Annotated in this window: 18 protein-coding genes, 1 tRNA gene and 1 other annotated feature; of the genes, 18 read left to right on the top strand and 1 reads right to left on the bottom strand. The window is 36.9% G+C overall.

The genetic code is table 11. The features are described 5' to 3' along the window. The first annotated feature begins 297 nt into the window (after nt 1–297). The 6 genes from J3U71_RS06605 to J3U71_RS06580 all read left to right on the top strand — a co-directional run bounded on the left by J3U71_RS06605 (nt 298) and on the right by J3U71_RS06580 (nt 3,563). On the top strand, nt 298–429 hold the full coding sequence (locus J3U71_RS06605; protein WP_267393269.1) for a hypothetical protein: 132 nt from the start codon (nt 298–300) through the stop codon (nt 427–429). Nucleotides 430–903: 474 nt separating this feature from the next. Further along, nucleotides 904–1,119: a hypothetical protein gene (locus J3U71_RS06600; protein ID WP_267393267.1), complete on the top strand. Its 216-nt coding sequence runs from the start codon at nt 904–906 to the stop codon at nt 1,117–1,119. Between the two features lie 14 nt (nt 1,120–1,133). Then, the gene (locus J3U71_RS06595; protein ID WP_267395719.1) at nt 1,134–1,343 is read left to right on the top strand and encodes a hypothetical protein; all 210 of its coding nucleotides are present in this window, start codon (nt 1,134–1,136) and stop codon (nt 1,341–1,343) included. A gap of 230 nt (nt 1,344–1,573) precedes the next feature. Further along, nucleotides 1,574–1,729 carry a hypothetical protein gene (locus tag J3U71_RS06590; protein WP_267393264.1) on the top strand — a complete coding sequence of 52 codons (156 nt, stop codon included), beginning with the start codon at nt 1,574–1,576 and terminating at the stop codon, nt 1,727–1,729. A 75-nt stretch (nt 1,730–1,804) separates the two neighbouring features. After that, nucleotides 1,805–2,095 (top strand): hypothetical protein, encoded by a 291-nt coding sequence (locus tag J3U71_RS06585; RefSeq protein ID WP_267393262.1) that lies wholly within the window; start codon nt 1,805–1,807, stop codon nt 2,093–2,095. Between the two features lie 85 nt (nt 2,096–2,180). Beyond that, the gene (locus tag J3U71_RS06580) at nt 2,181–3,563 is read left to right on the top strand and encodes an IS3 family transposase (protein WP_323848340.1); all 1,383 of its coding nucleotides are present in this window, start codon (nt 2,181–2,183) and stop codon (nt 3,561–3,563) included. A 152-nt stretch (nt 3,564–3,715) separates the two neighbouring features. Here J3U71_RS06580 and J3U71_RS06575 read toward each other — a convergent pair. Then, nucleotides 3,716–3,789, bottom strand: a tRNA-Arg gene (locus J3U71_RS06575). 260 nt (nt 3,790–4,049) lie between these two features. Here J3U71_RS06575 and J3U71_RS06570 point away from each other — a divergent pair. From J3U71_RS06570 to J3U71_RS06515, 12 genes are all read left to right on the top strand, one after another. Continuing rightward, on the top strand, nt 4,050–5,828 hold the full coding sequence (locus tag J3U71_RS06570) for a DUF2207 domain-containing protein (protein WP_267393260.1): 1,779 nt from the start codon (nt 4,050–4,052) through the stop codon (nt 5,826–5,828). Between the two features lie 196 nt (nt 5,829–6,024). Then, entirely contained in the window at nt 6,025–7,350 is a 1,326-nt protein-coding gene (locus tag J3U71_RS06565; RefSeq protein WP_267393366.1) for a DUF2325 domain-containing protein, read from the top strand. 158 nt (nt 7,351–7,508) lie between these two features. Further along, nucleotides 7,509–8,348: a YitT family protein gene (locus tag J3U71_RS06560; protein ID WP_220268145.1), complete on the top strand. Its 840-nt coding sequence runs from the start codon at nt 7,509–7,511 to the stop codon at nt 8,346–8,348. Nucleotides 8,349–8,432: 84 nt separating this feature from the next. After that, nucleotides 8,433–8,513, top strand: a sequence feature (ribosomal protein L21 leader region). A 14-nt stretch (nt 8,514–8,527) separates the two neighbouring features. Next, nucleotides 8,528–8,842 carry a 50S ribosomal protein L21 gene (gene rplU / locus J3U71_RS06555; RefSeq protein WP_103751822.1) on the top strand — a complete coding sequence of 105 codons (315 nt, stop codon included), beginning with the start codon at nt 8,528–8,530 and terminating at the stop codon, nt 8,840–8,842. 14 nt (nt 8,843–8,856) lie between these two features. After that, a complete protein-coding gene (gene rpmA, locus J3U71_RS06550) occupies nt 8,857–9,150 on the top strand; it encodes a 50S ribosomal protein L27 (protein WP_046307181.1) in 294 nt (97 codons plus the stop codon). A 145-nt stretch (nt 9,151–9,295) separates the two neighbouring features. After that, nucleotides 9,296–10,405 carry a M24 family metallopeptidase gene (locus tag J3U71_RS06545; RefSeq protein ID WP_267393257.1) on the top strand — a complete coding sequence of 370 codons (1,110 nt, stop codon included), beginning with the start codon at nt 9,296–9,298 and terminating at the stop codon, nt 10,403–10,405. 71 nt (nt 10,406–10,476) lie between these two features. Beyond that, nucleotides 10,477–11,046: an elongation factor P gene (gene efp, locus J3U71_RS06540; RefSeq protein ID WP_220268143.1), complete on the top strand. Its 570-nt coding sequence runs from the start codon at nt 10,477–10,479 to the stop codon at nt 11,044–11,046. A gap of 24 nt (nt 11,047–11,070) precedes the next feature. Further along, the gene (locus J3U71_RS06535; RefSeq protein ID WP_103751819.1) at nt 11,071–11,526 is read left to right on the top strand and encodes an Asp23/Gls24 family envelope stress response protein; all 456 of its coding nucleotides are present in this window, start codon (nt 11,071–11,073) and stop codon (nt 11,524–11,526) included. Next, nucleotides 11,504–11,902 (top strand): transcription antitermination factor NusB, encoded by a 399-nt coding sequence (gene nusB / locus J3U71_RS06530; protein ID WP_103751818.1) that lies wholly within the window; start codon nt 11,504–11,506, stop codon nt 11,900–11,902. The genes J3U71_RS06535 and nusB overlap by 23 nt, the downstream gene beginning before the upstream one ends. A gap of 48 nt (nt 11,903–11,950) precedes the next feature. Continuing rightward, nucleotides 11,951–12,799, top strand: coding sequence for a tetrahydrofolate dehydrogenase/cyclohydrolase catalytic domain-containing protein (locus J3U71_RS06525; RefSeq protein ID WP_220268142.1), 849 nt, complete (start codon nt 11,951–11,953; stop codon nt 12,797–12,799). Continuing rightward, nucleotides 12,789–14,156, top strand: a complete 1,368-nt coding sequence (xseA, locus tag J3U71_RS06520; RefSeq protein WP_220219833.1) for an exodeoxyribonuclease VII large subunit — start codon at nt 12,789–12,791, stop codon at nt 14,154–14,156. Before J3U71_RS06525 ends, xseA begins: the two co-directional genes overlap by 11 nt. Next, complete coding sequence (locus J3U71_RS06515; RefSeq protein ID WP_267393253.1) at nt 14,137–14,379, top strand: exodeoxyribonuclease VII small subunit; 243 nt, start codon at nt 14,137–14,139, stop codon at nt 14,377–14,379. The genes xseA and J3U71_RS06515 overlap by 20 nt, the downstream gene beginning before the upstream one ends. Nucleotides 14,380–14,384: the final 5 nt, after the last annotated feature.

Here is a 14,384-nt window from a genome sequence, read left to right as displayed (position 1 = left end):
GTCTGTTATTAATGGCTTGAAAATGTGTATGAAGCGCCTGGGATATTGTCCTAAAACCAAAGTTTAGTCACTAAAATCTTTTTTGACATGCTAAGGATTGGAACAATCATTATTGTGAAAATTGGTACTTTTTGGCATAAGAAATTTTTAGATGACTATTAGATAAAAGATAGGAAAGCCGTATCCAAATGAATGACTTTTAAAATAGCAAGATAAATTGACACAAGAAAATTCTATGTTTACTACTAGTCTTGCTAATAAAGTAAGACATTACTTAAGTCGAAAAAAGATATAAGCATGCTCAAAGGACTAAAGCAAGGCTTTTCGGACGGTTATTACGGAACAATCGATAGACATACCAATGTGTTGAACAAAGTTATTGATGATGCTGTTCAGGAAGGTAGAAAACAAGCACTAAATTTGAATTAGAGTGATTAAGTATGACCGAAAACCTGAATAGACTTTGTTTATGAATGACAAAAGGTTAACATATGTTTTTGATAATAGTTGGTATGTGTACAATGAGGTTTTTAATTACAATCCAACTGTTACATGCAATTGGAGTTAGTGAGTTTAGGATGGCACTTACAGTCATAGGTAATGTAGAAATATCAATATTATGCTATCGATATATTTGTCAAAGTTAGAAAGATGGTCGTGTGCATGACCTGAGCAATCTTATACAGGTTTTGGGAACTTTCATAAGTGTTGCCGTCACCTTAATTGCTGTAATGTACAAATCACATAAGGAGGATACTAAAGACATCATTTCAAATCTAACAAATGAGCGCAAAAAATGCTTAGAAATTTAAGAAAAATACGAGAAATTAAAAGCGAAACTGACAAATTAAAAGAGTACTAGATAATAACATCTAGTGCTCTTTTTTAGAAAGGAATTTAATAATGAGCGTTAAAGAAATTTTTGACTTGGCGCACGCGATACTAGTTGTATTGGCAATCATTGTTTACTACGTAGTAACAATTTATGACATCAAACACAAAATTAAAACCAAGTGGATTGCTGATATTCCAAACCTAGCAACAGGTTTTGTTCACGAAGCAGAAACCACAGGCGATAGTGGTAAAAAGAAAATGAACTTCTGCTTTAACCGATCATGAAGTCAGGCCAGGGATTGTCAGAAGTAATTTTATCTTGGCTCATTCAGCAGTTACACCAAATGGCGAAGCTTCATATTAACACTGGCCAGACTTTTGTTCATTTAGTTATTAATGATAAGCACATTTATCAAGTAGGCAAACTTGGCTACGTTGTTTGGGGAGCCGGTATACCAGCTAATAATATAGTTCACGTTCAGAATCATTTTTTCTGTCACTATAATTAGCTTGGATAACATTAACTTATTTTCATTGTGTGAATACTTGTTTTACTTTGAATATATTCTTTTTAAAAATGCTCAACTTTTATCCTGGGGCATACTTAGGATGCTTTTTTAATACTGACTGTATGGATGCCGTTCAGCTTTGTGCTCTTTTATTTGATATTTGATTGTTGGCACACTGATTCATTAGGAATATAATGACATTTAAAAGTAAAGAAAGGTAGGAATCAGAGATGAAAATTAAAAAAATATTGATTTTTATTTCAGCTGTGATTAGCTTGGTAGCAGTTGGCAGTACAACTACAACTGCTGTACAAGCAAAAGAAGAAAAAATAAATGTAAAAGTTTTTCCAAAAAAAAATGCGAGGAACTTGGTATCAATACGATAAAGGACAACTAACAAAAACAATTTATACGAAGAAAAAAATCATATCTTATATAATGGAAAAAGAGGAGTACTTTATTTGCATGTACAACCTAAAGGAGGATCGAATTGGGACAAAAGAGATAGTAAAAAAGAAAATTGGGTGTTTCTAAATCCTACATTGACAAAATTCCAAGGTCATAAATGGGTAACTTATTGGAACTGGTACGCAAGTCATGCAGCGCCATACTTCAATGTATCAAGATTAAATGGACATCAAGTTTTGACAAATGAATATGGTGTGTATCCCAATGGAGCAAACCACTTTTATCGCTCAATTAAGCTAGCAAAAAAGCTTAAAAACAAGCGCTATGCTCATTTTGTGTATTAAAAAACAAAAACGAAAAAAATAGAAAAAAGCTCTAGCTTAATTGTGATATGAACCCCGAAGTTAGGACAACTTCGAGGTTTTTATTATGGCTAAATTATCCAAACAAGATAAAATTGAAATCTTCAATCTTTGGCGGAATTATCACCTTGGGCCTAAAGAATTGGGTCGACGTTATGGCATTAATCCTGCTAACATTAAGTATTTGCTTGCTCTTATTCAACGTCATGGTTTAGCTATTTTAGACCAGCCCTATACTGAATATTCACTTGAGTTTAAAAAGCAGGCTATTATACGAGTACTAGTCAAGCATGAACCAGCTTATCAGGTGGCACTTGATCTTGGCCTAAAAAGTAACGGTATGCTAGCTAATTGGCTTCGCAGCTATCGTGAAAACGGGTATAATGTCGTTATCAAACAGAAAGGACGATTGCCCCATGCCCAAATAAGATCCAGAAATCAACCGTCTGAAGCAAGAAAACGAGCACTTACGCCAGCAGAACTTAAAGCTGACCATCGAGAACGAATTTATAAAAAAATTGACCGCCTTAGTCGACCAGCGGACCAAGAACCGCAAGCCACGGAAATAGCCCGGGCAGTTACCCAACTGAGGCGTGAACTCAAGGTCAGCGTAACTTTTATTCTTGCTGTTATTAATGCTAATCCCAATCTCCCGCATCTATCCCGCAGTAATTATTACTACAATTTGCAGAAAAAGGATAAGGATTGTGGCAACCAGCAGGTGATGGCTGAAATCAAAGCCATTTATGAAGAACACCGGCACCGCTATGGCTATCAGCGCATTACCCTGGAACTTAGACGGCGTGGTTTGCTAGTCAATCACAAAAAAGTACAACGCTTGATGAACAAGCTGAAACTCTTTGGCATTGTCAGTAAACGCTGGCGCAAGTATAATAGCTATCGCGGCACTCAGGGTCCAATTAAGATCGACTTGATTAAACGTAATTTTAGCGCAGTTTACCCAGAACATAAGTGGTATTCAGACGTGACCGAGTTCAAATTCAACGGTCAGAAGACCTACCTGTCACCCATTGTTGATGGCTGCACGCAAGAGGTGATTGCCTACTCCATTTCTCGCAGTCCTAACCTTAAACAGATTATGGACATGCTAAAACAGGCTTGGCGCAAGCATCCAGCATTAAATGGTCTAATTTTTCATACAGATCAAGGCTGGCAGTACCAGCATCCTAAATTCCAAGCTTGGCTAAAAGACCATGGAATCGAACAGTCTATGTCGCGTAAGGGCAACTCCTTAGATGACGGATTGATGGAAGGGTTCTTTGGCATACTCAAACGGGAAATGTTCTATGGCTTTGAAGCCCAGTTTAAGAATCTAAAGGAGCTGGAAGAAGCAATCCAAAAATATATCAGTTACTATAACCAGCAAAGAATCAAAGTAAAACTAAAAGGACTAAGTCCGCTTGAATATCGGGCATTAGTCCTTAGTTAAAATTTATTAAACTGTCCTAATTTTGGGGTTCATATCATTGCTAGGGCTTCTTTATGTTAGCCAACTTTAAAAATTAATAAAAATCAATAAAGATTGGAATGCTGATGTAACAGCATTTTAAACTGATAAAAACCGACAAAAATCGTAAATAATGATCCGGGTGAGATTCGAACTCACGACCCACGGTTTAGAAGACCGTTGCTCTATCCAGCTGAGCTACCAGACCAACGCATTATGCGTGTCCCGCACAGGAACATTAACCATTATAGAGAAAAGTTTTGCTAATTGCAACAAGAAATTTCTGCTTTTTCTTGGCAGTAACTTTTTAATTAGAAAACTAATTGCTTAACTACCACTAGTAAACCAAAATGAGCTAGCTTTAAAAACGGCAAAGGTGTATTTTTCTCCAGACGTATAATTGTTATATCTATTTTTCTTGATAATTTGTATAATTAAGACAATATTTCAGTTTTTATGGGAGTTGCTATGAAAAGGAAACTTTTAACAATTTTATCTTTACTGAGTGTCGTTTTCTTTGTTCTTATTTCTACACAAAAGGTTAATGCTGACAACAACATTGACTATAATCTCGAAAGTGATGAAACAACTGCTAAAGTAAATCCGGATGGTTCTTTAAGCTTGACTCAGAAAATTCGGTATAAATTTGAAGATAATGCCCACGGTGTTTATTATCTTCAAACTCTCGAAGGTGATCAAAAAATTAAAAATCCCAGTGTCATTGATAGAGGGGATAGAGACAAAATCAGTTCAAGAGCTACTTATGATCTTTACAAATTTGGTGATGTTTACCGCTTTAAAGTTTATAAAAAAATTCATAAGGGTGAACATTTTTTCGTTACATACCATTATAAAATCACCAATGCAATTACCAATTACCGTGACGTTGCAGAACTAAATTTCATGATTATTGGTAATAACTGGCAAAAAAGTATTGATCAGGTAAAGGCGACCGTCATATTTCCCGGACCAGTTAAAAACTTGAAAGCATGGGCACATGGACCACTTGACGGTCATATCGCGGTAGAACCCAAAAAAGGCAAAATTGTCATGAGAGTTGATAATCTTGGCAAAAAAACCGGAGTTGAAGTTCACACAATTTTTCCTTTAAGTGTTACTCCCAAAAACAAAAAGATTGTGAATAAAAATCACCGCCAATCTGTTTTAAAGCAAGAGGCGGGTTTGGCAAAAGAGGCTAATGAAAAACGGAATAAACAAAATATCTTAGATTTAATTTTCGTTGTGATCGGCTTGCTTTTTGGTATTATTGCAATTATAAGGGGATTCACCGCCAAAAAGCATGGTGTCTGTCCTAAAACAGAAAGTCAGTTAGAGCATAATTACGACATACCTGACGTTGATCCAGTGAGGGCACAAATTTTAGATACCGGTAAAGTTCCCAATGTAGAAGCTTTTACGGCTTACATCATGTTTCAGGTCGTCAAAAAGAAACTTAAGATTGAAGACTATAAAGAAAAAAACAAGACTTATTATAGAATCACTGCAACTGACCCCGCAGTTTTGGCTGAAAATGAAGTCTTGACAACGCTCTTTACAATAGTAGGCGATGGTAAAGCAGTAACCACGCAGCAACTGGAAAAATATAAGGGGAAAGAACTAGATAAGGGCTATTATAAATGGACAAAGGATGAATATTTCGGAGTTTTTGAGGATGATCTGCTTTCTGCGGAATTAAATCATTACCGAGATAATGTGCTGGAAATAATAATTCTCTCACTAGTTATCAGTTTCGGCGCAGCTGTCGTTTCTTTTATGAGAATTCCTAAATACGGTTTATTAATTTTTCTTGCAGAAGCAATTTTGCTGTTGTTAGGCGTTTACGGATTAATTATAAGCAATGTTCTGACTAACAAATATACCAAAAAGGGGGCAGAAGAAACCAATAAAGTTCGTGGTTTTGAAAAAATGCTTAACGATGTTGGTCGCTTTGAAATGCGTGATGTCGGTGACTTGATTTTATGGCAGGAAATCATGCCTTACGCAGTCGCTTTCGGTTTGGCTAAAAAAGTTCTGAAAGAACTCAAGATTGAATTCGGTAATGATGAACTAAAGCGCTCAGACTATAGTTATTACGGACCGTTCTTTATCAGTGGCAGTAATGGCTTTTCGGAGAATTTTTCTTCCAGTTTTGCCGGTAGCGTTTCTTATGGCAGCGGCTCGTCTGGTGGCTTTTCAGGCGGCTCATCAGGCGGCTTCGGCGGAGGCTCAGGCGGTGGGGCTTTTTGAAGATTAAGGCAATTTTTCCTACTGTAATCTTTCAAAAATGTCAAGGGTTGAGGCAATAAGCTAGGATACTAGCTTATTGCTTTTTATTGGGTAAGATTTTTAAAACTAGAAGTTTAGCCGATACAGATCGCTACTTCTTTGTATTGGGCTTTGGTATACTAAAATGAATGTAACTAAATTGAAGAAGCTGAGAAAAATGTTTGACTACCGTAATAACTTAAAACGAATACTGGCCAAAACTACTGGCGAAGAACAAAGTCTGCGCAACGGATTGGCTGCAATCAAGTTGATTTTGGGAATGACTGACGAAGAGCAGGCAAAAGTGCCTACAGAGAAAGATCAAAAGTCAAAGGAAGAAAAACGGCTTAATGTGTTGCTTGCGAGCCTCGCTGAACTGGTAAAAACTCCAGGTGAACCTAAGGCGAAAAATTCGGCATTGTCTGTAATTCATCAGTTGCTGATGGCACCAAAATTTGATTCAAATTTAAAGAAAAATTTACAGAGTTTAGAAGTAGCCATCCGTTCTTCGAAAACTACTAACGATGTCATCAACAAAAAAGTTTTTGAAAAAGCATTAGAGAAAAACGAAAAACCCAAGCGGGACTATCGAAAAGGCAAGCGCTATACGGTAGTACGGCTTCTTTCTGGATGTGATTTAATCAATGACAGCAATCGGTGCGTATTTACCTTGAAAGAGTCACAGATTCATTCTTTAAATCTGAAAACTGGTGACATAGTAGAAGCTGTTGAAAATGAAAGTAATCCGAACTATGAAGCGGATTTATTGCGTGTTGTAGGTTTCCATCAGCTTCCTAGCATGCAGGTTGATCAGATCTCCACTTTTAAATATGCGGTAGTTCAGGGGCGTTCTGGTCATTTGTCAATAAGCAGAAACATTAATGGCGAAAAATTGCGTATTCGGGGGGAAACGATACTATTACCCGTTGATTCTAGCCAATTTTCAGAAAACAAGGTTGAGCTTTCGGATGGGTCGATTGTCGATTTAGCTTGGTATGATGGTGACGTGCGCATTAAGAAAAATCCTTCCGAAGCAATTAAAATCAGGTGGATTTACCAACTTGACCAACCGGAAAATGCAGTTAAAACTAAGAAGAAAAAAGTAAAGTCCGCAGAAAAAACTACTTACTTAACCAAGTTAGATATGGATCTGCATTTTCAACGTGTTGGCATTGCCATTGGTGACAATCAAAATGAAGCCATGTTTGAAGGTATTGTCAGCCGGTACAATGGCATTCCAATTCCTATTGATGCCTTTCAGGGCAAGAAAAAACTGCTTGAAAATCAAATTAAAGATTTAGATATTGTTATCCTAGTAACGGCATTTGCAGCCCATGATAGTACCTGGAACATTAGGGAATTTGCCAGTAAATATCATGTTAAATTTGCTGTTAGTTCAAGCAAAGGATTCCAGTCCTTTGAACGAGCACTATACCGTGCGGAAAAGGGCTTACCTGCTTATGAAGGTAATCAAACGATTGAATACCAAAAGCTTGAACAGTAAAGCATATTTAGCAAACTTTATGGAAACTTAATTAAAAATTATAATAATAAAGATCTGTTTAAATCAAGTGCCAAAAAACGTCGTTTTTAGCATATTTCTTGGCTAAATAGATCTTTTTTTGTATAATTAATTACTATATTTTATGAAAGGAAGATGAGATGGGAAACATAAAACATAAACATACGTGGCAATACTGGCTGTTCTTTTTAGCTGGGTTAGAAATAATTACGATTGCAATCAACTTCTTTTATGCTCCAATTAATGTTGCGGCTGGAGGTTCTACCGGTATTTCAATTTTAGTAGATGCAGTTTGGGGAATTAACCGCTCTTTAACCGTCTTTATTGTAAACTTGCTTATGCTGGTTCTAGCAGTCATTTTCCTTGGTAAAGAAACTTTAAAAAAAGTAGCTTTGGGCAGCATGCTTTTGCCAATACTAATGGCAATTACTCCAAGTTTTAAGTTGACTTCGAATAATATGCTAGCTGTCATTTACGGTGGTGTTTTAATGGGAATTGGCGTTTCAATGTTATACCGCATTAATGCCTCTTCAGGAGGAACGACAATTCCACCATTAATTATTAAGAAATATTTCTATATCGATCCGGCCATGTCATTGATGGCAATTGATATGACCATTATTGTTTTGAATCTTTTTGTTGATGGTACAGAAGCATTCTTGCTGGCAGCTTTTTCACAAGTTATTACTACGATTACAATGCGCTATACTGAAACTGGTTTTGATAAAAAATACCAGGTTCGCATTATGAGTAATAGTAAATTAGATGAAATTCGTAACATGTTGCAGGAAGATTATGATGGTTTAACAGTTTTTAATGTTGTCGGAGGTTATACTGACAAGGATAAACAGCAATTAGTAATAGTCGTTGATACTAATGAATATGGGCAGTTAGTAGCTAAAGCACGCGAAATCGACAATGAAGCATTTATCGTCACTGAAAATATTGCTAAAGTTCATGGTGGTAAGTGGCAAATCTAATCTAAATTAGCGAAATAAGATTGATTTATATTGCTAAATTGCTCTTAGAGTAGTAATATGAAATAGTTGTATGTGTGGAGACCTTCACATCTGCAACCGCACATTTTGAGGTAAGAAGTCTTTTACTAAAAGAAAGCACCTCAATTGGCGAGTCTGAGTATTTTTTTGGAGGGCAGTAAATGTACGCAATTATTAAAACCGGTGGTAAGCAATATAAAGTTGCTGAAGGCGATAGTGTTTTTGTAGAAAAGCTTGACGTTGAAGAAGGTAAGGAAGTTACTTTTGATCAAGTAATTTTAACTTCTGATGGTAGCGACGTTAAAGTTGGTGCTCCACTTGTTAAGGGTGCCAAAGTAGTTGCTAAAGTTGAGAAACAAGGTAAGGAAAAGAAAGTTGTAACTTTCAAGTACAAGCCTAAGAAGCACTCACATTCAAAATATGGTCACCGTCAACCTTATACTAAGGTTACAGTTGAAAAGATTGAATTAAGCTAGAGGTGAAAGAGATAATGAATATTTTAAATCTTAAATTATTTGCCCACCACAAGGGTGGAGGTTCTACTGCTAACGGTCGTGACTCAGCTGGTCGTCGTTTAGGCGCTAAAGCTGCTGATGGTCAAACTATTCATGCTGGAACGATTATTTATCGTCAACGTGGTACTAAGATTCACCCAGGCAAGAACGTTGGTCAAGGTGGAGACGATACATTATTTGCATTAGTAAATGGTGTAGTTAAATTTGAACGTAAGGATAAATACAGAAAGCAAGTTTCTGTTATCCCAGTTGAAGAAGAAGCTAAGTAATTTAGTTCTTAATAAGAAGACGAAAAGCATGTGCTTCTCGTCTTTTTTCTGTTTTTAAATTGATAATATTTAATTTAATTAGCTAGTTATCTATTAGGCTTTCGGGGTAAAATTAGTTCAAGTATTTAGGTAAGGAGTACTAGCAATGACTGAGCAAGACGAATTATTAACTCTGTTAAATAGACGTATTGATGAAGTAACAAAATTAGTAAAAGAGCAAAATGCTGATGCAATCTTGATTTTCAATCAGGCTAATTACCGTTATTTGACGAATTTTACGGGTGAAGAAGCACAATTGATTTTAACCGCTCAAGGCGACCGAATTTTATTATCTGATTCACGCTTTGCTGATCAGATTAAGTTCGAAGCTCCTGGCGAATTAAAAGTCATTATGAAAAAAGCCAATCAGGATGAAGAAATTAGCAACCAGCTAAAAGCTCTAAATTTAAATAAGATCTTAATTGAAGGCGAATTTGTTTCAGCAATTGAATTTGCGCATCTTCAAGAATTGAATCCGCAAATTGAGTTTGCGACTTGCGAAGAACTGGTAGAACGAGTTCGCAATGTTAAAGATGACCTTGAACTTGACGCTTTACGTCATGCAATTGACGTATCGATGGACAGTTTTAACGGTATTTTGCCTTTAATCAAACCTGGTGCAGTTGAACGCAATATTGGAGCTAAGCTTGATTATCTTTTTAAAATCAATGGTGGCGATGGTCCCAGCTTTGATACGATTATTGCGTCTGGTGTCCGCTCTGCTTGGGCCCATGGTGTTGCCAGTGATAAAATGATTGAAGACGGTGACATGGTCGTAATTGATTTTGGTGCGTTTTACCACGGCTATGCGGCTGACATCACTAGAACAGTTGCAGTAGGTAAGGTTGACCATGAAATGTATCGAATTTATGAAATTGTTCATGAAGCTCAACGACGTGGTATAGCAGCTGCGATAGCTGGTAATTATGGCAAAGATGTTGATCAAGCAGCAAGAGATTACATTAATGAGCAAGGATATGGCCAATATTTTGGTCACGGAATCGGTCATGGTATTGGCTTAGAAATACACGAACTGTGTCAGCCTGCGCTACCATTTGGGAAGCAAAAATTAGTTAATAATATGGTTCACACCGTAGAACCAGGAATTTATTTACCTAATAAAGGTGGCGTTCGCATTGAGGATGACATCCTTGTTCATGACCAAACACCAGAAACATTATCAACTTTGCCCAAAGATGAATTAATTTCTTTATAAAGTTAAATATTATTGATAGTAAAATCATTCATGAATTGGTAAGATATTATTATGGAGATGAGGTACTTAATATGACAATGATTTCAGTTAACGAATTTAAGAATGGCCTAACCATTAAGTATAATAATGACTTATGGCGGATTGTTGAATTTCAACATGTTAAACCTGGTAAGGGTAGTGCTTTCGTTCGTTCAAAGCTTAAGAGTTTGAATACCGGTGCTGTTCAGGAATATACATTCCGGTCAACTGCAAAAGTTGAAACTGCAGAAATTGAAACTAAGGGAATGCAATACCTGTACAATGATGGTTCAAGCTATGTTTTCATGGATACGACAACTTATGATCAGTTGGCTATTCCGAATGATCAAATTACTGACGAAGCAAAATATTTAAAAGAAAATATGGATGTCAGTGTCATTATGCATGAAGGCAAAACTTTAGGAATCCAATTGCCAAACACCGTTGAATTGACGGTTGCAAAGACTGAGCCGAACATTAAAGGCGACACCTCTTCTGGTGGTGGTAAGCCTGCTACAATGGAAACTGGCCTTGTTGTAAATGTCCCATTCTTTATTAATGAAGGTGACATTTTAGTTATCAATACAGTCGATGGTAGTTACGTATCTCGTGCAAACAAATAAGTAGTTTTTTTGAGGTAAAACAAAATGGCAGATAGTTCAAAAATTGTCTTAAATGATAAAAATAACGGTGAAGAAATCGAAATTGATCCTAGTGTTCTCGAAGTTATCATGGGCATTGCTGCCGAAAAAGTTGACGGTGTTGCCGAAATGCATGGTAACGTTAGATCTGGGATTAACTGGGTTTTAGGTCGTGAAGATCGTCGCCGTGGGATCGAAATCAGAGTCAATGATGAGGGCGATTTGATTGCTGATGTTTACGTTAGCTTTGAAGCTGGTTGTAACGTACCTAAAATTGCCAAGGAGCTTCAAAAGTCGTTAAAGAGTCAGGTTCTTCAAATGACTGATTTAACCCTTAAAGAAATTAACGTTCATGTTATCGGCTTGGTATTTCCAGAAGAAGAACAGGATGATGGTGGAACTTCTCAACTGTTCTCTGACATTGATGAAAAGGGTAAAAATGAATCAACACAAGAGTCGTAGAGTTGCAATGCAAGCAGTATATTTAGCTAATCAAGAGCCTAAATATACTCCTGCCGAAGTTGAAGCTAAAACTGTTGCGATGCTTGATCTGAAAGAACTTTCTGCTTATTCAAAAACTATTATTGAAGGCGTAATTGAAAAGCGGGATGAATTAAAGGGCCAACTTGCTGCTTACTTAAAGAAAAATTGGCGAATTGACCGAATTAACCAAATTTCACTTGCAATTTTGGAAGTTAGTTTATACGAGATTAAGTACAGTGATGAAATAGAGCCTAAAGCGGCAGTAAATGAAGCTTTAAACTTATGTGATGAATTTGCCGATCCTAAAACAAAGCCATTTATTAACGGTATTTTGGCAAACTTTATCAAAAAATAACTAATAGTCGGCTAGAGGCCGGCTATTTTTTTAAAAAAGGAATTTGTAGTGGGACAATTGCTGGATGGAAAGTTGCTGGCGCAAAAACGTGCTGGTAAACTTAAAGAAAAAGTAAAGGATTTAAAAAAACGCGGGCTAAATCCTCTTTTTTGTGTAATTAATATTGGTGATGATCCCAGTAGTCAGCTTTACTTGAAAACCAAGAAAAAAAGAGCTGCTGAAGTTGGAATTGAGCAACAAGTGTATCAACTTGCACAAAATGAATCCCAGAATAACCTGTTAACTTTAATTGATCGCTTAAATCAAGATGAAAAGGTTTGCGGAATCATGATTCAGTTACCCGTTCCAGATCAAATTAATCTTAATGAAGCATTAGAGCACATCAGTCCAAGTAAAGATGTTGATTGTCTCACACCGAGTAATGTTGGCCGTCTATGGCGGGGAGATCATTTTGTTGAACCGGCAACTGCTCACGGAATTTTGGCTTTACTTGATTACTATCAGATTGATCTGCGTGGACAAAATGTTGTAATTATTGGCCGCAGTAGTATTGTTGGTAAGCCACTTGCTGCATTAATGCTTGAGCGTGATGCCACAGTATCAATTTTACATACGAAAACGAAACATCTTGATGAATACACCAGAAAAGCTGATATTTTAGTTTCTGCCGCTGGTCAAGCAGGTCTGATTACAGCAGATATGGTAAAAGATGATGCCGTCGTAATCGATGTTGGCATCAACCGGCAAAATGGAAAAACAATTGGTGATGTTGATTTTGCAAGGGTTTTGCCAAAAGCAAAATACATTACACCGGTCCCAGGTGGAATCGGACCATTGACCGTTGAATCATTAATGGAACAGGTAGTCGCATTGACAAGGAGGAAAAATGGAAGATAGCAAATATCTTACCGTTACGGATTTAAATTATTACATTACGCAAAAGTTTAAAAATGATCCGTATTTGCATAAGGTTTTTCTTCAAGGTGAACTTTCTAACTTTCGTTACAGACGGAATTCACACCAATATTTTTCTTTAAAAGATGAAAAATCAAAAATCAATGTTGTTATGTTTCGTTCTTATTTTGATAAGGTGAAGTTTAAGCCTGAAGAGGGAATGAAAGTTTATATCACTGGGTATGTCAATGTTTATGGCCCTCAAGGGACATATCAGTTCTATGCTGAAGCAATGGAACCAGCTGGACTAGGGGCTTTGTATGAGCAGTTGCAGCAATTGCAAAAGAAATTAGCCCAGGAAGGTTTGTTTGCTCAAGAGCATAAACGACCACTCCCACGGTTTCCTGATCATATTGCTGTTGTTACTAGTGCCTCTGGTGCAGTTATTCATGATATCTTAGTAACTGCTAACCGCCGCTTTCCGCATGCACAAGTGGATCTGTTTCCTGCACAGGTACAGGGTGACCGAGCAGCAGATTCCTTAGTAAGCGCAATGAAGCAAATCGCTAATTATGGTGATAAATATGATGTCATGATAATTGGTCGGGGTGGTGGTTCCTTAGAGGACCTATGGCCTTTTAACGAAGAAGCCGTCGTTAGGCAAGTTTACGACATGAAAATGCCGGTTATTTCTTCAGTTGGTCACGAAACTGATACAACTCTCTGTGATCTTGTAGCTGATGCACGCGCTGCCACTCCAACTGCAGCTGCAGAATATGCAACACCTAATTTAACCGATGAATTAGCCAATATTCATCAGTTGCAAAGTAGTATGCTTTCTAGTATGCAAAATGTTATTCGTGTTCGGCGCGATGCTTTGAATCGGATCAATCATTCTGTTATTATGCGCGAACCGGCTAGATTGTACGATGAGCAAGCACAAACTTTGGATCTTTTACGTGATCGACTTCAACGTAATATGACACATCTGCTTGAGAGAAATAGGCAAAGCTATCAATTAAGTACCCAAAAATTATTTGCGCAGAATCCGGCTAAAAGAATTGAGCAGATATTACAGCAAGAGAATTTTTACTATCAAAAATTAAATGCTAATATGCGCAACTTGTTACGCGAAAAACGGCATCAGCTTGCTCAACTCGGGCAACAACTTGATGATTACAGCCCACTTAAAACACTTGAGCGTGGCTATGTGTATGTAACTGACACTGCAGCAAAAACTGTGGGTTCAATTGAACAAGTCAATGTAAAAGATGAAGTGAATCTTCATTTTAAAGATGGCCAAGCAAAAGCAATTGTAAAAACAACTAGGAGAAATGACAATGACAACCAAGAAAAATAATTTTGAAGAAGAACTGACGCAATTACAAAAAATTGTCAATAACCTTGAAAATGGTAATCTTCCTTTGGAAGACGCTCTTGATGAATTTCAAGCTGGCGTTAAGTTAAGTCGTGATTTAAATAAGCGCTTGACTGAGGCTGAAGAAACTGTCGCTAAGTTAATTGATAGTGATGGCACAGAGCATAAACTTGACCCTAATAATGCTGCAGCACCGGAAGAATAATAAAA

The sequence above is a fragment of the Lactobacillus sp. B4015 genome (assembly GCF_026536055.1).
Lineage (GTDB): Bacteria > Bacillota > Bacilli > Lactobacillales > Lactobacillaceae > Lactobacillus > Lactobacillus panisapium.
The sequence above is the reverse complement of the archived record's forward strand: the minus strand, read 5'-3'. Positions and strand labels throughout refer to the sequence as shown.

What these genes read in the sequence shown, in the direction of transcription:
- J3U71_RS06600 (WP_267393267.1), top strand. Translation starts at nt 904, where the DNA reads ATGAGCGTTAAAGAAATTTTTGACTTGGCGCACGCGATACTAGTTGTA.
- J3U71_RS06535 (WP_103751819.1), top strand. Translation starts at nt 11,071, where the DNA reads ATGGCAGATAGTTCAAAAATTGTCTTAAATGATAAAAATAACGGTGAA.
- J3U71_RS06545 (WP_267393257.1), top strand. Translation starts at nt 9,296, where the DNA reads ATGACTGAGCAAGACGAATTATTAACTCTGTTAAATAGACGTATTGAT.
- J3U71_RS06560 (WP_220268145.1), top strand. Translation starts at nt 7,509, where the DNA reads ATGGGAAACATAAAACATAAACATACGTGGCAATACTGGCTGTTCTTT.
- J3U71_RS06515 (WP_267393253.1), top strand. Translation starts at nt 14,137, where the DNA reads ATGACAACCAAGAAAAATAATTTTGAAGAAGAACTGACGCAATTACAA.
- nusB (WP_103751818.1), top strand. Translation starts at nt 11,504, where the DNA reads ATGAATCAACACAAGAGTCGTAGAGTTGCAATGCAAGCAGTATATTTA.
- J3U71_RS06590 (WP_267393264.1), top strand. Translation starts at nt 1,574, where the DNA reads ATGAAAATTAAAAAAATATTGATTTTTATTTCAGCTGTGATTAGCTTG.
- rpmA (WP_046307181.1), top strand. Translation starts at nt 8,857, where the DNA reads ATGAATATTTTAAATCTTAAATTATTTGCCCACCACAAGGGTGGAGGT.
- J3U71_RS06580 (WP_323848340.1), top strand. Translation starts at nt 2,181, where the DNA reads ATGGCTAAATTATCCAAACAAGATAAAATTGAAATCTTCAATCTTTGG.
- J3U71_RS06570 (WP_267393260.1), top strand. Translation starts at nt 4,050, where the DNA reads ATGAAAAGGAAACTTTTAACAATTTTATCTTTACTGAGTGTCGTTTTC.
- J3U71_RS06605 (WP_267393269.1), top strand. Translation starts at nt 298, where the DNA reads ATGCTCAAAGGACTAAAGCAAGGCTTTTCGGACGGTTATTACGGAACA.
- xseA (WP_220219833.1), top strand. Translation starts at nt 12,789, where the DNA reads ATGGAAGATAGCAAATATCTTACCGTTACGGATTTAAATTATTACATT.
- rplU (WP_103751822.1), top strand. Translation starts at nt 8,528, where the DNA reads ATGTACGCAATTATTAAAACCGGTGGTAAGCAATATAAAGTTGCTGAA.
- J3U71_RS06565 (WP_267393366.1), top strand. Translation starts at nt 6,025, where the DNA reads ATGTTTGACTACCGTAATAACTTAAAACGAATACTGGCCAAAACTACT.
- efp (WP_220268143.1), top strand. Translation starts at nt 10,477, where the DNA reads ATGACAATGATTTCAGTTAACGAATTTAAGAATGGCCTAACCATTAAG.